Source organism: Mesorhizobium shangrilense, assembly GCF_028826155.1.
GTDB lineage: Bacteria > Pseudomonadota > Alphaproteobacteria > Rhizobiales > Rhizobiaceae > Arvimicrobium > Arvimicrobium flavum.
Genome location: NZ_JAQGPN010000001.1, coordinates 3,540,932 through 3,561,192, shown reverse-complemented (window position 1 = coordinate 3,561,192; position 20,261 = coordinate 3,540,932). Strand labels below are relative to the sequence as shown.

Here is a 20,261-nt window from a genome sequence, read left to right as displayed (position 1 = left end):
TTCTTTTTGGGCGTGCCGGTCAGGAGGGGACGAGCGTCGCGAGTTCCGGGAATTTCTGGTCGAAGCGGGCGGCCCACCGTTTCAGCTTCGTGTGGCCGCGCTCCCATTTGCCGGCAAAGCGCAGATCCAGATAGCCGATCGTCGCCCGCAGCGCGATGTGACCGGCGGTGATCCTCAGCGGCAGCTTCGGCATGTCGGCGCAGAGCGCGTCCAGCCCGCGAACGGCCTTCGACCATTGCTTTTCCAGCCAGGGCTCGTGGATCTTATCCTCCGGCCGCATGCGGCGCTCGTAGACGTGGGCAAGGAGCACGTCACAGATGCCGTCGGCCAGCGCTTCAAGGCGCTCAGCTTCAAGTCGTTTCGCGGCGTTGCGCGGAAACAGCTTCCCGCCTGATTCTCGATTGAGATACTGCGTGATGACCCGGCTGTCGTAGATCGCCTGCCCGTCGTCGGCGATCAGCACAGGGATCTTGCCAAGCGGATTGGCGGCAGTCAGCTCCGGTGGCTGTGCATTGGTGTCTGTGACGACGGCGTCGACAGCAATCCCGGCATGGGCGGCAGCCATGCGCACCTTGGCGCTGTAGGGCGAGGGCGGCGAGTAGAGCAGTCTGGGCATCACATTCTCCTGGAAAGCGCGCGCACGCTATGCGGCGAGGCTGCCGCGGGCAATGGCCGACTGCACGGAAATCATCCTCCACGCACCGGCGGCATGACGGTGGTTGACAGCCGGCAGGAGCGGCTGTCGACCTCCGGGCAGGACCGGAACTCCAGATCCTTGCTCAGGCAGATGCGGATCTCGCGCAGATAGTGTTTGTCGCAGGTGACGGCGATGCCGTCACCCGGCAGCCCGGCATTGGACTGAAGGAAGCTCCGCTCCACGTTGTCGGGCGCGACGGTTCGGTAGTCATTCAGCCCTGCAAACTCGCCGGGCACCGTCACCGCCTGGCGCGCCTTCCGCAGCACGGCGAAGTAGTCGGTCTGGGAAAGGCCGGAGCAACTGCCATGCTTGCGCCACTGATGACGGATCAACCCGGCGGAGGGCATGATGTCGTAGAGCGTGCGCAGCGCCTGCCTCGGCACCTCGGTCTCGACGACCGGGCAGTCCTGGGGGTAGCCGTGTTCGAACTGCGGCCAGAGACCGTGTACGATGAAGGCGTAGGGCCGGTCGGCCTTGCATTGCTGCCGGTTGGCGTCCTCGCCCTCGGCCTCGCAGTAGCTCGGCGACCACGACAGCGCGAGAACGTAGAAGTCGAAGCCTGAGCCGGTGGGAAGCGCGGTCTGTCCCTTGGCGATCGGCGTCTGCGTCTCGCCCGAGGAATCGCACGCAGCCAGGAGAAGCGCGGCGCCGGAAAGCGCCGCAAGGGCGAAGCGGCGCGCCGGGCTCGCCCGGCGGCGCAAGAAGCCTACCACAGCACGCGGCAGTGGCCGTTGTAGACGTACCAGCGGTCGAAGCCGGAAACGCAGAACTCGACATTGTTGCCAATGCCGATAATGCCCATGCCTTCCTCGATCAGATACCAGATGGTGCGATCGTGCCCGTTCGACAGCATCGCCGTGGCGCCGCAATAACGACGGCCGATAGGCCACTCTTCGGTGCGCGGCTCGTAGCGATGCTGATGGATTCCGCGGAATTCGACGATTGCGACGTCCGGCAGATGGGGCACATGGCGCACCTGGTAGCGGAACTTGTTGGTGATGCGGCCCAGAACCCTGGCGTCAGCGCACGGCCCGGTATCGCCATAGTGAGTGACGACCGGTACGTCGGCGGAAAGAGCCGGGCGTGGCGCTCCGGCGAAACAGCCGGCGACGCACGCTGCGACGATGAGTGAAGCAAGGCGGCTCATCAGAGTCCTCCAAACTGGCCGCGGATCGGGCCGATTCACTGCATAGTGTGCACTTTGCGAGCTTGCGCGAAACTGGTCAAGCGGAGCTGTTTTCGCCGGTTAACGCGTTGATGGCGAACCGGGCGCGTGAGGCCTCGCCGAGCACGGGCTTGAGAGCCGACAGAATCGCATTCAGTTCGTGGTCGACGCCATAGGGCAGGTTGACGGCGGCGATGCCACAACCGTCGAGGCGCGGCTCGGAAGAGGGCGGCCGGATCTCGAAGGCGATGTCGGTGATTTTCGGGATGCCGCTTTCCTTCAGGCCGCTGCGGAAGGCGTTGACGGCGCGCCGGTCCTTGATCGGATACCAGAACAGATAGATGCCGCCCGGCCAGCGGCGGTACGCCTTGGCTAGACCGTCGATCATGCGGTCGAACTCCCCGGCCTCCTCGAAAGGCGGGTCGATGAGGACGAGGCCGCGCTTCTCCTTCGGTGGCACATGGGCGCCGAGCGCCAGCCAGCCGTCCAGGTGGTTGACCCGCGTCTGGACGTCGCCGGCGAATCGCTCGGCCAGGGCGGCGGCGTCCTCGGGATGCAGTTCGATCGCGGAGAGGCGATCCTGCCGGCGCAGGAGATGGCGCGCGATCGCCGGAGAGCCCGGATAGCGGGTGACCCCGCCGTCGGGATTGGCCGCCCGAACTGCATCTAGATAGGACGCGAGCAGGGCGGCGGCCGTGGCGGGTAGTTTGGCTTCCATCAGGCGGCCGATGCCGTCGCGCCATTCACCGGTCTTCTGGGCTTGCTCCGACGAGAGATCGTAGCCGCCCCGCCCCGCATGCGTATCGACGACGCGGAATGCGGCATCCTTCTTCTTGAGATACTCGATGACGCGGGCGAGCACTGCGTGCTTGACCACGTCCGCGAAGTTTCCGGCATGATAGATGTGACGATAATTCATGGTGTGCAATTGGCCGTGTCCGATCTGGCTCTACACGGAGTGAGCCAAAGCCGCTAGATTGGCAGCCATGAACCAGCACGCGAAGATCGCCGGCCAGCCTTCAAAAGTTCGGATCGGTCATTCGGCCTGTCCGCATGACTGTCCCTCGACATGCGCGCTCGATGTCGAACTGCTGGATGAGAGGACGATCGGCCGCGTCCACGGCGCGAAGGGCAATTCGTACACGGCTGGCGTCATCTGCGCCAAGGTGGCGCGCTATGCCGAGCGCGTTCACCACCCCGACCGGTTGCTGAAGCCTCTGGTGCGCGCCGGCGGCAAGGGCGAGGAGGTCTGGAGGGAGGCAAGCTGGGACGCAGCGCTGGACCTCGTCGCGGAAAAATTCATCGCCGCGGAGGAAAGGTACGGCAGCGAGACCGTATGGCCGTATTTCTATGCCGGCACGATGGGCCTGGTGCAGCGCGACGGCATCGAGCGGTTGCGCCACGCCAAGAAGTATTCCGGCTTCTTCGGCTCGATCTGCACCAACCTTGCCTGGACCGGCTGGATGATGGGCGCAGGCAAGCTGGCCGGCGCGGATCCCCGCGAGATGGCGAAGTCGGACTGCGTGGTCATCTGGGGCACCAATGCGGTCGTCACCCAGGTCAATGTGATGACCCATGCGGTGAAGGCCCGCAAGGAACGCGGCGCCAAGATCGTCGTCATCGACATCTACGACAATGCGACCATGAAGCAGGCCGACATGGGCCTGATCCTGAAGCCAGGCACGGATGGCGCACTGGCCTGCGCGGTCATGCATGTGCTGTTCCGCGAAGACCTCGCGGACCGCGCCTATCTGGAAAAGTACTCCGACGATCCGGCCGGGCTGGAAGAACATCTCAGGACGCGTACGCCGGAATGGGCCGCCGCGATCACCGGCCTGTCGGTCGAGGAGATCGAGGCCTTCGCGCGGCTGATCGGGACGACGAGACGGACCTTCTTCCGGCTGGGCTATGGCTTCGCCCGTCAGCGCAACGGCTCCATCAACATGCATGCCGCCCTGTCGGTCGCCACCGTAACGGGCTGCTGGCAGTACGAGGGCGGCGGCGCGTTCCACTCCAATTCGGGCATCCTCAAGTTCAACACGGAGCTGCTGGAAGGCACGCGGATGCGCGACCCGAGCGTGCGCTACCTCGACCATTCGCGCATCGGCCCGGTGTTGATGGGACACGAGGACGCGCTGTTCGGCGGCCCGCCGGTCACGGCGATGCTGATCCAGAACACCAATCCGGCCAATGTCGCGCCGGAGCAGCGGCTGGTGGTCGAGGGTTTTAGGCGCGAAAACCTGTTTACCTGCGTGCACGAGCAGTTCATGACCGACACGGCGAAACTGGCCGACGTCGTGCTGCCGGCGACCATGTTCCTGGAGCATGACGACATCTACAAGGGCGGCGGCAACCAACACGTCACGCTTGGCCCGAAGCTGATCGACCCGCCCGAAGGTCCGCGCACCAACCACTACGTCATCGAGGAGCTTGCGAAGCGATTGGGTGTCGCCGACCGGCCGGGCTTCAGAATGACCGAGCGCGAGCACATCGACGTGATGCTCGACAAGAAGGGGCTCGGCACGTTCGACACCTTCAAAGAGCAGCGCTGGGCCGATCTGCAGCCCGAATTCGAGGACGCGCATTTCCTCAACGGATTTGGACATGCCGACGGAAAATTCCGCTTCAGGCCCGACTGGACCGGCCAGGCCGCCGCCAACCGCCCGCCAAGAAGCATGGGCATCTTCGGACCGTATCAACGTCTGCCGGAGTTCCCGGACCACGTGGACCTGATCGAGGTGGCGGACGCCGAGCACCCGTTTCGGCTGGCGACGTCACCGGCGCGCTCCTACCTCAACTCATCCTTCGCGGAGACGCCCACGTCGAAGGCCCGCGAGGGCCGGCCGGAACTGCTCATCCATCCGGACGACGCGGCGGCGCTTTCGGTCGGCGATGGCGATCGCGTCGAGGTCGGCAATCTCCGGGGCGAGGTGGTGCTGCACGCGAAGTTTTTCGATGGCGTGAAGCGCGGCGTCGTCATAGCCGAAGGCATCTGGCCCAACAGCGCGCACGAGCGCGGCGAAGGCATCAACGTCCTCACCGGCGCCGACGCGCCGGCGCCCTATGGTGGCGCTGCCGTGCATGACAACAAGGTGTGGGTGCGGGCGGCTTAGAGACGCGCAGTCAGATCACGTGAACGAAACGACGCAGCCGCTACGGCGTAATTCTCGCCAGTTGCTCGAGATCCACCGGGCCGGAAAGTCTGGGCGGCGAGATCACGATCCCATCCGCGTCGGTCGCGCGGCGCATGTCCTCGGAGAACAGGGCAACCGCGCCGTCCATGCGGACTTTGCCCTCCGCCAGCATCCTCAGCGCCATCGGATAGATCGTGTGTTCGGCCCTCAGCACGCGCGCAATCAAGGCTGTTTCGGTGTCGGCCGCCAGCACGGGCACGGCCGCCTGCGCAATGATCGGGCCGTCGTCGGTTTCCGGCGTCACGAAATGCACCGTGCAGCCATGCAGGCGCATTCCGGCATCGAGCGCCCGGCGATGCGTGTCGAGGCCCTTGAAGAGGGGCAAGAGCGAAGGATGGATGTTGATCATCCGGCCCCGCCATTTGTCAACGAAGCCGGCCGTCAGCAGACGCATGTATCCGGCAAGGCAGACGATCTCGATGTCCGCGGAGCGCAGGGCGGCGTCGATTGCTGCGTCATGTGCGTCCTTGTTGTCGAAATCCTTGCGTTCGAAGACGCTGGTCGAAATGCCCCGTGCCCTTGCCAGGACAAGCCCCTGGGCCTCCGGCTTGTCCGAGATGACGGTGACGATGTCGGCCGGGAAATCCCGTTCGGCGGCGGCGTCGATCAGCGCCGTCATGTTCGAGCCGCGCCCCGAAATCAGGATTGCGGTGCGTTTGCGCTGGATCATCACTACAGCCCGATCGTTCCGCGATAGATGACGCCTGTGTCGCGCCGAGGCACGATGCGGCCGATCGGCGTCACCGTCTCGCCGGCCTCTTGCAGGACGGCGGCGACCTGCGCCGCCTGACCGCCCGCGACCACGATCATCATGCCGATACCGCAGTTGAAGGTGCGCATCATCTCTTCCGGGGCGACGCCGCCGGTTGCTGCGAGCCACGAGAAGACCGGCGGCACGTCGATCGAGCCGAGATCGAGCTCGGCGGCGAAATCCTTGGGCAGCACGCGCGGGATGTTCTCGGGGAAGCCGCCGCCGGTGATGTGCGCCAGCGCCTTGATGCCATGCGTGTTCCGGATCGCCTTCAGCACCGACTTCACATAGATGCGCGTCGGCTCAAGCAGCGTCTCGGCGAGCGTCATGTCCGGCGCGAAAGGCGCCTTGTCCTGCCAGCCAAGTCCGGACACCTCGACGATCTTGCGAACCAGGGAGAAGCCGTTCGAATGCAGCCCCGAGGACGCGAGGCCGAGCAGCACGTCGCCCTCGACGATGTCGTCGGTGGGCAGCAGCTGGCCGCGCTCGGCCGCGCCGACTGCGAAGCCCGCGAGGTCGTAGTCGCCGTCGCGATAGAGCCCCGGCATTTCGGCCGTCTCGCCGCCGATGAGCGCGCAGCCCGCCTGCCGGCAGCCTTCGGCGATGCCGCCGACGATGGCCGCGCCCTGGTCAGGGTCCAGCTTGCCGGTGGCAAAATAGTCCAGGAAGAGCAGGGGCTCGGCGCCCTGCACCACGAGATCGTTGACGCACATTGCGACGAGGTCGATCCCGATGGTGTCATGCCTGCCGGATTCGATGGCGATCACCAGCTTGGTGCCGACGCCGTCGTTCGCCGCGACCAGGATGGGGTCGGTGAAACCCGCGGCCTTGAGGTCGAACAGTCCGCCGAAACCGCCGATCTCGCCATCAGCGCCGGGGCGGCGCGTCGCGCGCACCAGCGGCTTGATCTTGTCGACGAGGCGGTTGCCCGCGTCGATGTCGACGCCTGCCGCGGCATAAGTCAGGCCGTTCTTCGTGTCGCGCATCGTTGTCCCGTTTCGGTGTCGGTGCCGGCTCTTCGCATGATCGCCGCGGCGTCGCAAGCGTCCGCGTACCTTGCAGGCGGCGGGCCGCGGCCCATATCATACAGCTTGCGCCGCCGGGAGCGCGACCCTATCGAACGGAGAAGCTGGAAGGACCTCAGGAATTGACCGTCGCCACACTGATCACGCTCATGCGCTTCTTCCTGGTGCCGGGTGTGGTCTTCGCATTGCTGTCGCATCGCATGGACTGGGCGCTCGCGGGCTTCCTCGTTGCGGGCATTTCGGACGCCGTCGACGGCTTCATCGCACGTCATTTCAATCAGAAGACGGAACTCGGCGCCTACCTCGATCCGATGGCCGACAAGCTGCTCCTGGTCAGCGTCTTCGTGGTGCTCGGCTATATGGGCGAGTTGCCGCTCTGGCTGGTCATCGTGGCTGTATCCCGCGATGCCCTGATAGTCGGCGGCGTCCTTCTCTCCACGATCATGGCGCGCCCCGTCGCCATGAAGCCGCTGATGGTGTCCAAGGCCAATACGGCCACGCAAATCGTGCTGGCGGCGCTTGTGCTCGGCGAGCTGGCCTTCTCGATGACGTTCGGTCCGCTGCGCGACATCCTCATAGTGGTGTCCGGGCTCTTGACCGTCGGTTCGGCTGCGGCCTATCTCGTCGGCTGGCTGAGGCACATGAGCGGACATGGCGACGACCAGACCAACCCCACATGATGCGGCCGAAGCCGCAGCCGCGACGGTGTTCCGCCAGAGGATCCGATTCTGGCTGATCATAACGGTCGTCTTCGGCCTGTTCCTGTACGTGTTCAGCGATGTGCTGCTGCCTTTCGTGGCCGGCATGGCGCTCGCCTACTTCCTCGACCCCGTCGCCGATCGGCTGCAGCGCGTCGGCCTGTCGCGCGTGATGGCGACGGTCATCATATTGTTCACCTTTGTCGTGCTGCTGGCGCTCGCGCTGATGATCGTGATTCCGGTGCTGGCGTCGCAGCTCGCCGATTTCACCGCGCGCGTGCCCGAATATCTCAGCAAGCTGCAGCAACTCATCACCAGCTTCGATCCAGAGTGGCTGGAACGCCGTTTTGGCGTGCAGCCGGACGAACTCAAGGAGGGGCTCAACTCGCTGCTGGGTTCGGCGGCCGGATTCGTCACCACCATCTTCCAGTCGATCTGGAGTTCGGGCGTTGCGCTGTTCGGCATCGTCGGCCTGTTCGTGGTGACGCCGGTCGTGGCCTTCTACATGCTTCTGGACTGGGATCGCATGGTCGACGTGGTCGACAGCTGGGTGCCGAGGGACCATGTCGAGACTGTCCGCGAGATTGCGGCCGACATCAATTCGGCGACGGCCGGCTTCGTGCGCGGGCAGGGCACGCTGTGCCTCATCCTGGGGATCATGTACGCCATCGGCCTGACGGTTATCGGGTTGAATTTCGGCATCCTCATAGGCCTGTTCGCCGGACTGATCAGCTTCATTCCGTATGTCGGGTCGCTCGTCGGCCTGCTGCTGTCGATGGGCGTCGCCGTCGTGCAGTTCTGGCCGGACTGGGTGTGGATCGCGGCGACGGCGGGCGTCTTCTTCCTCGGCCAGTTCATCGAGGGCAACATCCTGCAGCCGCGCCTCGTCGGCAAGAGCGTCGGCCTGCATCCGGTCTGGCTGATGTTCGCGCTTTTCGCCTTCGGCGCGCTGTTCGGTTTTGTCGGCCTTCTGGTCGCGGTGCCGGCGGCGGCGGCGATCGCGGTCGTGGTGCGCTTCGCGATCTCGCGCTATCTTGCGTCGCCCCTCTATCGGGGCCACGACGGAGAGGCAGTGCCGCTTCCCGCCTACGCTGAAGCGGACGCGGAAAAGAAGCGGGACAACGCATCGTGACCGCACTCCGAGATACTCCGCCTCCGCGACAGCTGCCGCTGGAACTCGGCCATGCGCCGGCGCTGTCGCGCGACGACCTGATCGTCTCGGCCGCGAACGCGGAGGCGGTCGCCTTGATCGACCGCTGGCCCGACTGGCCTTCCGCCGTCACCGTCCTTGCCGGCCCGACCGGTTCGGGCAAATCGCACATCGCGTCGATCTGGCGGGAGATGAGCGGCGCGACGGCGGTGGGCCCGCAAGCCCTGTCGGAGGCGGTCGAAGCTGCTGCGAAGGGCGCCGTGCTCATCGACGCCGTGGATTCGGCGCCCATCGACGAAGCGGGCCTGTTCCACCTCATCAATGCCGCGCGCCAGGCGGGCACCCATCTGCTGCTCACCTCGCGACGCTTCCCCGGCGCCTGGGGGCTGACGCTGCCCGACCTGACCTCGCGGCTGAAGACGGCGGCGACGGTGGAGATCGGCGAACCCGACGACGCGCTGCTTTCCGGCGTCGTCACAAAACTCTTCGCCGACCGCCAGATCGAGGTGGAGCCGCACGTCGTCCAGTTCATCGTCCGGCGAATCGAACGGTCGCTGTCGGCGGCCATCGACGTCGTCGGCGCGATCGATCGCACGGCTCTGGAAACCAAGTCGCGCATCAGCCGGGCGCTGGCGGCGGAGGTGATCGGCGGACGTGATGCGGAGGCGGAGCCGCTCGCGCCCTGATTGGCTGGACTGAGGGCCGTCCGGCACGCCGGCAGCACGCTGTGTTCATCGTTTGAGGGTTTGAAACCGCTGCGCGCACGTGGCAGGGGACGGCTGTCCACATATCGGAGCATTCTGCGAATGAAACTGTACTACATGCCGGGCGCGTGCTCGCTCGCCCCCCATATCGTCGCCAATGAAGCAGGCATCCCGCTCGAGCTTCGCAAGGTCGACGGCAAGGCCAAGACGACCGAGGACGGCGAAAACTTCCTGGACGCCAATCCGAACGGCTACGTGCCCGCGCTGATTCTGGAGGACGGCGACATGCTGACCGAGGCGTCGGTGGTCGTGCAGTACCTCGCCGACCGGAAGCCGGATACCGGCCTCATGCCCCCGGCGGGCAGCATGGCGCGCTACCGCGTGCAGCAATGGCTGAGCTTCGTCGCCACCGAGTTGCACAAGAGCCTCGGCGTCTTCTTCAAGCCGGGAACCCCGGAGGAGACCAAGGCGGCGAACCGCGAGCATCTCGAGCGGCGTCTCAAGCATGTCGATGCGAACCTGGACGGCAAGACGTTCCTCACCGGCGATACGCTGACCGCGGCCGACGCCTATCTGTGGACGGTTCTGGGCTGGACGAAATTCGCCGCCGTCGACCTTTCGCCGTTCGCCAACGTGCAGCGCTTCATGGCGACGGTCGCCGCACGGCCGGCCGTGGTCCAGGCACTGAAGGCCGAAGGGCTGGCCTGACCGCGAATTCTGGTCCGGCGCCCCGGAGTTCTGGGGCGCCGACTTGTCACACGGAGACCGGGGGTTCGAGCTTCCGTCACTCGCGCCATTCTAGAGTCAATCCGGCAGACCCGGCGCGGTTCATTGCATCCCACGATCACCATGTAGCCCTGCAAGGTGCAGTCGAGATCCAGGTGACCGTTCGACTGAGGCGGAAGTGATCTTTCACCTCGTCGAAAAATTCTTGGTCAAGGGGCTGTCGGTGACAGCCCCTTGAAATCAGAGCGCTTAGTTCCGGACCAATGCAGTCGCAAGGCGGGGGAAGATGCGCACCCCGGTGCGGATGCCGTTGAAGAAGCCCTCGAGATCCATGCTTTCATCGGGTGCGTGGTTGGCTTGATCGTGGGTCGCATGCGGCACGACAAAGCACGGCTGCTCCAGAATGTCCGTGAAGACATAGTTTGGACCGGCGCCGCCGATGTTCGGGAACACGATGGGCTCCTTGCCGTAACTGTCGCGGAGCGCCCCGACGATGACCGGAAGCGCCGGATTGTCGATTGGCGTGCGTGACGGGATCAGGTGGTTGAATTCCTCGATCTCGATGTCGGCATAGCCTTCCGCGTCCAGATGCGCCCTCAGCTTTTTCATGATGTCTTCAGGGCGCTGGTCGGGCACAAGGCGCATGTCAATCTTAGCGCGAGCGACCGACGGAAGAACCGTCTTGCTGCCCGGTCCGGTATATCCGCTGTCCAGGCCGGCAATGTTGCAGGTGGGCTCGGCAACAAGGTTGTAATAGTAACCGTCCTGAACACGGCCAGGTAGGAAACGGTCAATGCCGAAATAGGTGAGGAGTTCTTTCTCGTCGACCGGGATCTGCGCAACGGTGTCGCGCTCCAGGTTCGTGAGCGGCCGGACATCATCATAGAAGCCAGGTATTGCAACCTTGTTGTCAGGCGCCTTGAGAGTGTTCAGCGCCCAGGTCAGCTTCCAGGCAGCATTCGGCACGCCCGTCGCGCGCATGGAGTGCTGATCGGTGCTGGCGCCACGCGCGGTCAACTCGACATAGAGCATCCCCTTCAGTCCGAGGATCACGATGGGGCGGCCGGACTCGTGAATGTGGCTGTCGGAGAAGTAGGCGAGATCGGCCTTCAGCATCTCCTTGTTCTCGCGAATGAATGGTTCGAGGTTCGGACTGCCGATTTCCTCCTCGCCCTCATAGATGAACTTGATGTTGAGCGGAACGTCGCCGGTGACTGCGCGAAGCGCTTCCATCGTCTTCACGTAGACGAAAATCTGCGCCTTGTTGTCAGACGTGCCTCGTCCGTAGATCTTGCCGTTGCGGATTTCCGGCTCGAAGGGCGGCGAGGTCCACAGGTCGAGCGGCTCTGGCGGCTGCACGTCATAGTGGCCATAGACCAGCACCGTAGGCGCATTGGCGTCCTTGAAGATCTCGCCATAGACGATCGGGTGGCGCGGCGTTTCGATGATGCGCGTCTCGATGCCGACATCGCGCATCAGGCCGGCGAGCATTTCCGCACATTCGCCCATGCCCTCGTCCCGCGTCGAAATGCTCGGCTGGCGAAGAAACACGAAAAGCTCTTCAAGAAAGCGTTCGCGGTGTTCCTCGATATAGGCGTCGAGGCGGGCTTCAATATCAGTCATTTTCTAACGCTCTGCCATTTTAGGATCCAGAGCCAGCCGAAGGCCGTCCTGGAACAGGTTAATGCCGAGCACCAGCAGTACGATGGCTGCGCCCGGGAAGATGACCACATGCGGTGCGATCAGCATGTAGTTGCGGCCATTGGCCAGCATCGCCCCCCATTCCGGAGAAGGCGCCTGCGCGCCCAGACCAAGGAATGAAAGGCTCGACGCTGTGAGGATCGCCAGGGCGACGCGCAGGGCCGCCATGACCCAAAGCGTGTTGGCGATATTGGGGAAGATGTGCTTGGCAAGAATACGGAAATGCCCCATGCCGGCAGCCCGGCAGGCCTCGATGTAGGGCTCCTCCTTGACCGACAACGTAGAACCACGGGCAAGACGGGCGAAAATCGGGATGGTGTAGACCGCAACGGCGATCATCGCGTTGACGAGGCTGGGGCCAAGAATAGAGACGATGACGATGGCCAGCAGCACGCCGGGAAATGCCAGCATGATGTCGATCAGGCGCATGATGATCGTATCGGTCTTGCCACCGACATAACCGGAAATCATTCCGACGGGCACGCCCACGCTCATCGCAAGCCCCACGGCAAACAAGCCTTCAAGGATGGACAGGCGGCCGCCATGAAGGACGCGTGAAAGGATATCGCGTCCAAGCTCGTCGGTCCCGAACGGATGGGTCCAGGTTGGCGGCTGAAGCATCAGCATGAGGTCGTTGCGATAGGGATCATGCGGCGCGATCCACGGCGCAAGAATTGCCAGAATGACGAAAGCCAGCACGATGGCGCCGCCCGGCAACGCAAGTCTCGATTTGCGCATCTGGCGCAAAACGCGACTCCAGCGGGGGCGACGCGCCGGCACGTCGTCATCTGCCAGCTCGGGCGGGAGTGGTACGGGCTGGCGTGTCATGGAAAGCACGTCGGTGGTCATTGCAACTTAATCCGCGGATCGAGCAATCGGTAGAGAAGGTCCGTCAGGAGGTTGATGACGACGAAGGTGAGCGCCAGCAGCAGAACGGACGCCTGCACAACCGGAAAGTCGCGCGCACCGATCGACTGAACGATCAGACGACCAATGCCCGGCCAGGCGAATACGGTTTCCGTGACCACCGCACCGCCGAGGAGATAGCCCATCTGCAGCCCGGCAACGGTGACGACCGGGATCATCCCATTGCGCACGGCGTGACGTATGATGACAACGATCTCGGCGAGCCCCTTGGCGCGCGCAGTACGCACGTAGTCCTGGCTCAGGACTTCCACGAGGCTTGAACGGGTGATCCGCGAGATGATGGCTGCGTTCGGGATGCCAAGCGTGGCAGCCGGCAAGATGACGTGCTGCCAGCCCTCCATGCCGGTGAGCGGAAGCCAGCCCAGCCAGACCGAAAACACCAGCATCAGCACAAGGCCCAGGAAAAACGGCGGTATGGAAATTCCCAGCAGAGAAACCGCCAGCACTGAACTGTCTATCCAGCTGTTGCGGTAGACGGCGGTGACGACCCCCGTGAAAACGCCGAGCAGGGTACCGAACACGATGGCGCAAAAGCCGAGAAGCATCGTGTTCCAATAGCGGAAGCCGATCTCGTCCAGAACCGCGCGGCCGGTGCGGAAGCTTTCACCGAAATCACCAAGAAGGGCGCGGCCCACAAAATTGACGTACTGGACCGGAAGCGGCTGATCCAGACCGAGCGCCCGCCTCACATTCTCCAGATCTTCAGCCGTGGCGTCCATGCCGGCGACAAGCCGGGCCGGGTCGCCTGGGATGAGATGTAGCATCAGGAAAACGGCGATCGATACGCCGATGATAACGGGAATGACCTGAAGCAGGCGCCGCGCAAGAAAGGTGGCCATGGCACTTCTCGGAAAGGGGAGGCGGCCGGGCAGGGCGCCCGGCCAAGGGAGTGGTCAGTTCACCGTGGCGGTGACGAAGCGAAGGTTCTCGTTGGGGAGAACCGCGACGCCTGAAACGTTCTCGCGCTGGCCGAAAATCTGGTTCTCGTAGAAAAGAACAATCCACGGCACGTCATCATAGGCGGTCTGGATAATCTCGCGCAGCATCGCGCGGCGCTGCTCGACATCGACCGTGCCGCGCTGCTTCAGAAGCAGATCGTCGATGGTCTTGTTGTGATAGTTGCCATAGTTGCCGGTGCCCTCGGAGCCCACATTGATGGTGAGCGTGAAGTCAGGATCACCTGTCGGGCTGCCCTTGCCCAGCAGGAACATCGGGATCTTGTCTTTCGCCTCCAGCATCGAAAGGTAAGTACCGAACTCCGGCGCCTGGAGGTTGGCCGTGATGCCCACTTCGGCAAGCTGGGCCTGAATGGCTTCGCCAAGCTGACGGTCGTTGATGTAGCGACCGGTCGGCAGATAGAAATCCACCGAGAAACCGTCGGACAGGCCTGCTTCAGCGAGAAGCGCGCGGGCGCGCTCGGGATCGTACGGATAGGGATCGATAGCCGCGGAACCAGGAATCACGACGGATTCCAATCCGCCACCCGGTGTGCCGAGATTGTTCATGACGCCCTTGAGCAAGGCTTCGGTGTTGATCGCGTGAGCCATTGCCTGACGGACGCGAAGATCATCAAACGGCTTCATTGCAAGATTGAAGGCAACATAGATCGTGCGCACGCCGGTCTTCTCAACGACCTGGACGCCCGGTGCACCCTGAAGACGGTCAACCATCACAGGCGGGATGTTCGACACCATATCCACTTCACCCGAAAGCAGCATCAGCACGCGCGCGCTGTCTTCCGGGACAACCGTGAAACGGACTTCGTCGAGCTTGGCCTTTTCGCCCCAGTAGTCTTCATTGCGAATGACCGTCAGCTTTTCGCCGGGTGTCCAGTCGCCGAGCCTGAACGGGCCGGTCCCGGCCGGCGCCTTGCTGTAATCGCTCTTGATCGCCGTGCCGCTCTTGGGGCTGATAATCGAGAGATTGTATGCGGACAGCTGCGCCAGAAGCGGAGCGAACGGCGCCTTGGTCTTGATGGTGACGGTGTGCTCGTCAACCACCTCCACCGTGTCGATGGCAGCTGCCGAACTCTTGCGGGGAGAGCCTGTTGCCTCGGCCAGAATGCGGTCGAACGTGAACTTGACGGCATCGGCGTTGAATGGAGTGCCGTCGTGGAACGTCACACCCTCGCGCAGCTTGAACGTCCAGGACAGATTGTCCTCGCTCACGGTCCAGCTTTCGGCCAGCACCGGCTGGATATCGCCTTCCGCGTTTGGATAGACCAGGGTTTCATGAAGCTGCATGACGACCCGCGACGTCGGAATGTCGGTCACGAATTGCGGATCAAGTGTCTGCGCATCAGTACCGGTGGCGTAGCGCAGCACTGAAGTCTGTGCCGCCGACGGTATGGTCGAAGCCGCCAGCATGGTTGCACTGGCTGCGAATGCAGTCAGAAATAGACGTCTGGTAAGCAGTCTTAGCATTTGGATCCCCCTGCTAATGTTGAAGATTGCGAACGGCTTCTGTGTCCGTCTCACCATAGAGATGACACGCCACCCGGCCGCCATCGGGCAGCGTCTGAAGGGCAGGCCGCTTGTGGCTGCAGACATCCATGCGCGCCGGACACCGCGTATGGAACGGGCAACCGCTCGGCGGCCGCATCGGGCTTGGTATTTCGCCCTCGATCCTGCTCCAGTTGCGCGGTGCACGGGGGTCGAGCGAGGGAACGGACGCCAGCAGGATGCGGGTATAAGGATGCTTGGGGTCTGCGTAGATGGATTCGGCGCTGGCGATTTCCACGACCCTGCCGAGATACATGACCGCGACGTCATCGCTCAGATGCTCCACTGCAGCAAGGTCATGCGCGATCAGGATGAACGCAATGCCGAACCGGTCCTGGATGTCCTGCATCAGGTTCATGACGCTTGCCTGGACTGAGACATCCAGCGCGGAAAGCGGCTCATCGGCGATGATCAGTTTCGGCTCAAGCACGAGGGCGCGGGCAATGCCGATGCGCTGACGTTGCCCGCCTGAAAACTCATGCGGATAGCGGTCCATCATCTCAGGCCGCAAGCCAACGCTCCGCAACGTCGTAGCGATTTTCTCGCGGCGGTGTTCTGCTGTGCCGAGGCCGTGCACGATCAGTGCTTCCTCGATGATCTCGCCGACGGTCATGCGCGGGTTGAGCGAAGCGAACGGATCCTGGAACACGAACTGCATGTCGCGGCGGAGCTTGCGCATCTCGCCGGCGGAATTTGCCTGGAGGTCGCGGCCTTCAAACTGAACCTGACCGGCGTCCGGTTCGATCAGCCGCAGGATGAGACGGCCAGCCGTAGATTTGCCGCAACCACTTTCACCGACAAGGCCGAGCGTGCGCCCGCGCGAAACCTCGATATCCAGACCATCGACCGCGCGCACACGGCCAACCTCGCGGCCAAGCAATCCACCGCGCACGATGAAATGCTTGGTCAATCCGCGAACCTTGAGAAGCGGTTCCTCGGTCGTCACGAGCCGGTCTCCATTGCAAGTTCCTGCCCCAAGCGTGCTTGCGGCACAAAGCATCGGACCTGATGGCCGGCTTCAGTGACCGAAATCGAAGGCTGACTGCTCAGGCACGCCTCAACGCGGTGGCTGCACCGCGCCGCGAATGCGCAGTGCTGGCGTTCCACGGTCAGGCGCGGAACAATCCCGGGAATCTCCCTGAGCTTATGGCGGCCCGAGGCAGCTTTGGCCCCCAACCTGGGCATCGCCGCGAGCAGACCTGCCGTATAAGGATGCGCCGGCCCGTCAAAGAGACTGACCGTGTCGGCCTGCTCCACAATGCGTCCGGCATACATGACGGCGGTGCGATCAGCCGTCTGGGCGACGACGCCGAAATTGTGCGTGATCATCAGAACGCCCATGTCGAGCTCACGCTTCAGTTCATCGATCAGTTCGAGGATTTGAGCCTGGATCGTCACATCGAGTGCGGTCGTCGGCTCATCGGCGATCAGAAGCTTCGGCTTGCACGCAATGGCGATTGCGATCATCGCGCGCTGCCGCATTCCGCCTGACAGCTGATGCGGGTACTCGCGAACGCGGGCCTTTGCAGATGGTATGCCAACTCGATCCAAAAGCTGAATCGCGTCCAGCTCAGCCTCACGATCCGACAGACCGCGATGGCGAACGAGTGATTCACCGATCTGCCGTCCAATGGTGAGTACCGGATTGAGCGAGGTCATTGGCTCCTGGAAGATCATCCCGATCCTGTTGCCGCGAACAGACCGCACGTCGCGGTCCGACATGGTATTGAGGTCGGTGCCTTCGAAGAGCACGCTTCCAGATCGAAAACCTATATTATTCCTAGGGATAAGCGAGAGAATGGAAAGCGCAGTGATGCTTTTTCCGCTGCCGGATTCTCCCACCAGACCGACCGTTTCACCCGGACGGATTTCAAAGCTGACTCCGTCCACAGCGCGTACGGGTCCGTCGCCGCTGCGCAGGTGAACGACGAGATCGCGCACAGAAAGAACAGGGTTGGGAGTTGCTTCCATTTTTTCAGGATCGGTTAGTTGACGAACAAAACTAGATTGCATACCAAATGAAGGCAATGCAACCATAAAAATGCCGGGTTTGCCGCAATGGCAACCAGAGGATGGGAAAGGGTGGATCGTGACCGCAGAATTCAGTGGCTTTCCCCAGTGGCAGAACGTCCTTCCGCAGGAAGCCGGATTTGATTCTGTTCGGCTTGCAGAAGCCGTCGCCTTCGCCGAAACGCATGAAACCACATGGCCGCGCGACATGTACGTCGACGGAATTTTCGTCGGCTCGGCATTCGTCAACGACAAGCCGCCGTACAATCAGCCGATGGGACCCGTCGTGCCGCGCGGCGGGGCAAATGGGATCGTGCTGCGCCGCGGCGCGCTCGTTGCCGAGTGGGGCAACACCCGCCACAACGACATGACCTTCAGTATTGCCAAGAGCTATCTGGCTATTCTGACCGGCATCGCGGTGGAAAAAGGCCTGATCTCCTCCATCGATGAACGCGTCGGCGAGAGGGTGAAGGACGGCGGGTTCGATGATCCGCACAACGCGCAGATCACCTGGCGGCAACTGCTGGATCAGACCAGCGAATGGCACGGCGAGCTCTTCGAGCGACCGGACTCGGTCGACTGGAACCGCTACGCGGGCGCTGATGCGGCCACCGGCAACGAGAACAAGGGCTCCGAACGGACCTTGAGCACGCCGGGGACCCACTTCGAATACAATGACGTCCGGGTGAACCGGCTCGGCCTCAGCCTCCTTCGCATCTTCAAGGAGCCCCTTCCCGAGGTGCTGGATCGCCACATCATGTCGCCGCTCGGCTGTTCATCCACATGGAAGTGGAACGGCTACGAGACAAGCTGGGTCGATGTAGACGGAAAGCGAGTGCAATCGGTCCCCGGCGGTGGCCACTGGGGTGGCGGAATCGTCATCAGCGCGCGCGACCACGCGCGCGTCGGTGAACTTATCCTCAATCGCGGGCGCTGGAACGATCAGCAACTGCTGTCGGAGAGCTGGATCGATGCGATGCTCACCCCCTCCAGGGCAGAGCCGACCTATGGACTGATGTGGTGGTTGAATCCTGGCAAGGCGCTGTACGCGTCTGCCTCCGAAGCAAGCGTCTTTGCGCTTGGCGGCGGCTCCAACATCATCTGGGTAGATCACGCCAAGGAACTTGTGGTTGTCATTCGCTGGGTCGAAAAAGCCCATGCCGACGAGTTGCTGGGGCGGATCTCTGCCGCAATCGTAGATTGAAGCAGCAAGCCGCGGCGACAGCAGGAGAGACCATTGGCTGAAGAAAGGGCAATTCCTGGCTCTGAGGTCGCGTCGCCGGAGCAAAGCGACAGCCATAAGGTCGCGCGTGTCACGCAACAGATCCGTGAGATGATCTTGCGCGACGAGCTGAAACCCGGCTTTCCGATCCGCGAGCGCGCGCTCGCGGAGAGACTTGACGTCTCCCGAACCCCGACGCGCGAAGCGCTGAAGATACTCGCTGCGGAGGGCCTGGTCGAGCTTAGCCCCAATCGCGGGGCTTGGGTCTCCATTCTGACCCGCAACGAAGTGTTTCAGATCGTCCAGGTTCTTTCGGCGCTGGAAGGCCTCGCTGCCGAACTTGCCTGCGAAGCGATGACCCAGGAGCAGATGGATGAGCTTTGGGCGCTGCATTACGAGATGCTCGCCTTCAAGGCCCGAAAGGCGCGGCTCGATTACTTCCACAACAATCAGGCCATTCATCTCGCCATCGTGCGCGCCTCCGGCAACGACACGCTGATGGAACATCATCGTATCCTCAATGCGCGCGTGTATCGGCTGCGTTATCTCGCCCACCAGACGAGCGTGGCGTGGGACGCAGCCGTACGCGAGCATGAAGAGCTGCTGCAATTTCTACAGGATCGAAACGCGCCGGCTGCCGCCCAGGCACTCCGCACGCACGTTTTCAGCATTTGGACGCGCCTATCCGAGCTGATTGCCTCCGATGGAACGCTGATCCCCTAAGGAAATAACTGCCGAATGAAATCACTATCCCGCTTCCGCCCGGACAACCTTGTCCTGGCCTTGCTTCTTACCGCAACGATTGCAACGCTGCTCCCGGTCCACGGCAAGGGCGCGGACTATCTGTCGGACTTCACGATCGGAAGCGTGGCGCTCCTGTTTTTCCTCCATGGTGCTCGGCTGATGCCGCAGACGGTGCTGCAAGGTTTTGCGCATTGGCGGCTTCACCTAACGATTCTCGCCTGCACCTTCGTGATGTTTCCGTTGCTGTCGATCCCGATTGGGCTCCTGTCGCCGAGCGTGATCGATCCGGCCATCTACATGGGCTTCATCTACCTCTGCATCCTGCCCTCCACGATCCAGTCTTCGATCGCATTCACGTCGATTGCAGGAGGAAACGTTGCCGGAGCCGTTGTCGCAGCTTCTTCCTCCAACATGCTCGGTGTCGTGCTGACGCCCGTTCTTGCAACACTGTTCTTCAAGACGGAAGGCGGCGTGAATGCTGACGCGGTAGAGAGCATTGCGATGCAGCTGCTGCTGCCTTTCGTGCTTGGGCAGCTGGCGCAGCGGTGGATTGGCGGCTGGGTACGCAACAACCGCAAGCTGGTCGGTCTCGTCGAACGAGGATCAATCCTTTGCGTGGTCTATCTCGCCTTCTCCGATGCGATAACAGACGGCGTATGGTTCCGATTGAGTGCGCTCGATCTACTCGTCATCTTCCTGATCGTCGCTGTCCTGTTGGCCGTGGTGCTCTATGCGACGCGCACGTTCAGCCGGTTGCTGGGCTTCTCCCGCGAGGATGAGATCACGATCGTGTTCTGCGGCTCTAAGAAGAGCATGGGCAGCGGTTTGCCAATGGCGAACATCATCTTCGCCGGACAAGCCCTGGGCCTGATCGTGCTGCCAATGATCATCTTCCATCAGTTGCAGCTGATGGTTTGTGCTGGATTGGCGAAGCGCTACGCGGCGGCCGGGGCGACCAAAACGGAACAGCCTAATCCAGTCCGGGTTCATTCGAACCCATGAGGTTTCGTTGTCGATGAGGCGTTTGATTCCCGGGTCGAGACTTG

Annotated in this window: 20 protein-coding genes; 8 read left to right on the top strand and 12 right to left on the bottom strand. The window is 62.9% G+C overall.

The features are described 5' to 3' along the window. Window positions 1–19 precede the first annotated feature (19 nt). The 4 genes from PD284_RS17220 to PD284_RS17205 form a co-directional block, all read right to left on the bottom strand. The gene (locus PD284_RS17220) at window positions 20–616 is read right to left on the bottom strand and encodes a glutathione S-transferase (RefSeq protein WP_274629388.1); all 597 of its coding nucleotides are present in this window, start codon (window positions 614–616) and stop codon (window positions 20–22) included. A 71-nt stretch (window positions 617–687) separates the two neighbouring features. After that, entirely contained in the window at window positions 688–1,398 is a 711-nt protein-coding gene (locus tag PD284_RS17215) for a ribonuclease T2 family protein (protein ID WP_274629387.1), read from the bottom strand. A 5-nt stretch (window positions 1,399–1,403) separates the two neighbouring features. Then, window positions 1,404–1,844, bottom strand: a complete 441-nt coding sequence (locus tag PD284_RS17210; protein ID WP_274629386.1) for a hypothetical protein — start codon at window positions 1,842–1,844, stop codon at window positions 1,404–1,406. Window positions 1,845–1,920: 76 nt separating this feature from the next. Continuing rightward, complete coding sequence (locus PD284_RS17205; RefSeq protein WP_274630675.1) at window positions 1,921–2,781, bottom strand: 23S rRNA (adenine(2030)-N(6))-methyltransferase RlmJ; 861 nt, start codon at window positions 2,779–2,781, stop codon at window positions 1,921–1,923. Window positions 2,782–2,848: 67 nt separating this feature from the next. Here PD284_RS17205 and PD284_RS17200 point away from each other — a divergent pair, with 67 nt between their 5' ends. Beyond that, a complete protein-coding gene (locus PD284_RS17200; RefSeq protein ID WP_274629385.1) occupies window positions 2,849–4,975 on the top strand; it encodes a molybdopterin-containing oxidoreductase family protein in 2,127 nt (708 codons plus the stop codon). Between the two features lie 40 nt (window positions 4,976–5,015). Here PD284_RS17200 and purN read toward each other — a convergent pair whose 3' ends face one another. Both purN and purM read right to left on the bottom strand, forming a co-directional pair. Then, window positions 5,016–5,726: a phosphoribosylglycinamide formyltransferase gene (purN, locus tag PD284_RS17195; protein WP_274629384.1), complete on the bottom strand. Its 711-nt coding sequence runs from the start codon at window positions 5,724–5,726 to the stop codon at window positions 5,016–5,018. Window positions 5,727–5,728: 2 nt separating this feature from the next. Beyond that, window positions 5,729–6,793, bottom strand: a complete 1,065-nt coding sequence (purM, locus tag PD284_RS17190) for a phosphoribosylformylglycinamidine cyclo-ligase (RefSeq protein WP_274629383.1) — start codon at window positions 6,791–6,793, stop codon at window positions 5,729–5,731. A 161-nt stretch (window positions 6,794–6,954) separates the two neighbouring features. Between purM and PD284_RS17185 the strand changes: the two genes are divergently transcribed. The 4 genes from PD284_RS17185 to gstA all read left to right on the top strand — a co-directional run bounded on the left by PD284_RS17185 (window position 6,955) and on the right by gstA (window position 10,092). Then, entirely contained in the window at window positions 6,955–7,512 is a 558-nt protein-coding gene (locus PD284_RS17185; protein ID WP_274629382.1) for a CDP-alcohol phosphatidyltransferase family protein, read from the top strand. Beyond that, a complete protein-coding gene (locus PD284_RS17180; protein WP_274629381.1) occupies window positions 7,484–8,662 on the top strand; it encodes an AI-2E family transporter in 1,179 nt (392 codons plus the stop codon). Before PD284_RS17185 ends, PD284_RS17180 begins: the two co-directional genes overlap by 29 nt. Further along, a complete protein-coding gene (hdaA, locus tag PD284_RS17175; RefSeq protein WP_274629380.1) occupies window positions 8,659–9,366 on the top strand; it encodes a DnaA regulatory inactivator HdaA in 708 nt (235 codons plus the stop codon). Before PD284_RS17180 ends, hdaA begins: the two co-directional genes overlap by 4 nt. A gap of 120 nt (window positions 9,367–9,486) precedes the next feature. After that, window positions 9,487–10,092: a glutathione transferase GstA gene (gstA, locus tag PD284_RS17170; RefSeq protein WP_274629379.1), complete on the top strand. Its 606-nt coding sequence runs from the start codon at window positions 9,487–9,489 to the stop codon at window positions 10,090–10,092. A 267-nt stretch (window positions 10,093–10,359) separates the two neighbouring features. On the opposite strand, the gene PD284_RS17165 is transcribed toward gstA, so the two are convergent. From PD284_RS17165 to PD284_RS17140, 6 genes are read right to left on the bottom strand one after another with little or no spacing between them, the layout of a single operon-like run. Next, window positions 10,360–11,733, bottom strand: coding sequence for a M20/M25/M40 family metallo-hydrolase (locus tag PD284_RS17165; RefSeq protein WP_274629378.1), 1,374 nt, complete (start codon window positions 11,731–11,733; stop codon window positions 10,360–10,362). 3 nt (window positions 11,734–11,736) lie between these two features. Continuing rightward, complete coding sequence (locus tag PD284_RS17160) at window positions 11,737–12,660, bottom strand: ABC transporter permease (RefSeq protein WP_274629377.1); 924 nt, start codon at window positions 12,658–12,660, stop codon at window positions 11,737–11,739. Further along, complete coding sequence (locus PD284_RS17155; RefSeq protein WP_274629376.1) at window positions 12,657–13,577, bottom strand: ABC transporter permease; 921 nt, start codon at window positions 13,575–13,577, stop codon at window positions 12,657–12,659. The genes PD284_RS17160 and PD284_RS17155 overlap by 4 nt, the downstream gene beginning before the upstream one ends. Window positions 13,578–13,631: 54 nt before the next feature. Then, entirely contained in the window at window positions 13,632–15,161 is a 1,530-nt protein-coding gene (locus tag PD284_RS17150) for a glutathione ABC transporter substrate-binding protein (protein ID WP_274629375.1), read from the bottom strand. Window positions 15,162–15,174: 13 nt separating this feature from the next. Next, window positions 15,175–16,185, bottom strand: a complete 1,011-nt coding sequence (locus tag PD284_RS17145) for an ABC transporter ATP-binding protein (protein WP_274629374.1) — start codon at window positions 16,183–16,185, stop codon at window positions 15,175–15,177. After that, window positions 16,182–17,210 carry an ABC transporter ATP-binding protein gene (locus PD284_RS17140; protein ID WP_411956276.1) on the bottom strand — a complete coding sequence of 343 codons (1,029 nt, stop codon included), beginning with the start codon at window positions 17,208–17,210 and terminating at the stop codon, window positions 16,182–16,184. Before PD284_RS17140 ends, PD284_RS17145 begins: the two co-directional genes overlap by 4 nt. Before the next feature lie 118 nt (window positions 17,211–17,328). Here PD284_RS17140 and PD284_RS17135 point away from each other — a divergent pair, with 118 nt between their 5' ends. From PD284_RS17135 to PD284_RS17125, 3 genes are read left to right on the top strand one after another with little or no spacing between them, the layout of a single operon-like run. Continuing rightward, window positions 17,329–18,453: a serine hydrolase domain-containing protein gene (locus PD284_RS17135; protein WP_274629372.1), complete on the top strand. Its 1,125-nt coding sequence runs from the start codon at window positions 17,329–17,331 to the stop codon at window positions 18,451–18,453. Window positions 18,454–18,486: 33 nt separating this feature from the next. Continuing rightward, window positions 18,487–19,194, top strand: coding sequence for a GntR family transcriptional regulator (locus PD284_RS17130; protein ID WP_274629371.1), 708 nt, complete (start codon window positions 18,487–18,489; stop codon window positions 19,192–19,194). 15 nt (window positions 19,195–19,209) lie between these two features. Further along, window positions 19,210–20,217, top strand: a complete 1,008-nt coding sequence (locus tag PD284_RS17125; protein ID WP_274629370.1) for a bile acid:sodium symporter family protein — start codon at window positions 19,210–19,212, stop codon at window positions 20,215–20,217. Window positions 20,218–20,261 lie beyond the last annotated feature (44 nt).

What these genes read in the sequence shown, in the direction of transcription:
- PD284_RS17200 (WP_274629385.1), top strand. Translation starts at nt 2,849, where the DNA reads ATGAACCAGCACGCGAAGATCGCCGGCCAGCCTTCAAAAGTTCGGATC.
- purM (WP_274629383.1), bottom strand. Translation starts at nt 6,793, where the DNA reads ATGCGCGACACGAAGAACGGCCTGACTTATGCCGCGGCAGGCGTCGAC.
- PD284_RS17205 (WP_274630675.1), bottom strand. Translation starts at nt 2,781, where the DNA reads ATGAATTATCGTCACATCTATCATGCCGGAAACTTCGCGGACGTGGTC.
- PD284_RS17140 (WP_411956276.1), bottom strand. Translation starts at nt 17,210, where the DNA reads ATGGAAGCAACTCCCAACCCTGTTCTTTCTGTGCGCGATCTCGTCGTT.
- PD284_RS17150 (WP_274629375.1), bottom strand. Translation starts at nt 15,161, where the DNA reads ATGCTAAGACTGCTTACCAGACGTCTATTTCTGACTGCATTCGCAGCC.
- PD284_RS17220 (WP_274629388.1), bottom strand. Translation starts at nt 616, where the DNA reads ATGCCCAGACTGCTCTACTCGCCGCCCTCGCCCTACAGCGCCAAGGTG.
- purN (WP_274629384.1), bottom strand. Translation starts at nt 5,726, where the DNA reads ATGATCCAGCGCAAACGCACCGCAATCCTGATTTCGGGGCGCGGCTCG.
- PD284_RS17125 (WP_274629370.1), top strand. Translation starts at nt 19,210, where the DNA reads ATGAAATCACTATCCCGCTTCCGCCCGGACAACCTTGTCCTGGCCTTG.
- PD284_RS17165 (WP_274629378.1), bottom strand. Translation starts at nt 11,733, where the DNA reads ATGACTGATATTGAAGCCCGCCTCGACGCCTATATCGAGGAACACCGC.
- PD284_RS17210 (WP_274629386.1), bottom strand. Translation starts at nt 1,844, where the DNA reads ATGAGCCGCCTTGCTTCACTCATCGTCGCAGCGTGCGTCGCCGGCTGT.
- gstA (WP_274629379.1), top strand. Translation starts at nt 9,487, where the DNA reads ATGAAACTGTACTACATGCCGGGCGCGTGCTCGCTCGCCCCCCATATC.
- PD284_RS17160 (WP_274629377.1), bottom strand. Translation starts at nt 12,660, where the DNA reads ATGACCACCGACGTGCTTTCCATGACACGCCAGCCCGTACCACTCCCG.
- PD284_RS17155 (WP_274629376.1), bottom strand. Translation starts at nt 13,577, where the DNA reads ATGGCCACCTTTCTTGCGCGGCGCCTGCTTCAGGTCATTCCCGTTATC.
- PD284_RS17180 (WP_274629381.1), top strand. Translation starts at nt 7,484, where the DNA reads ATGGCGACGACCAGACCAACCCCACATGATGCGGCCGAAGCCGCAGCC.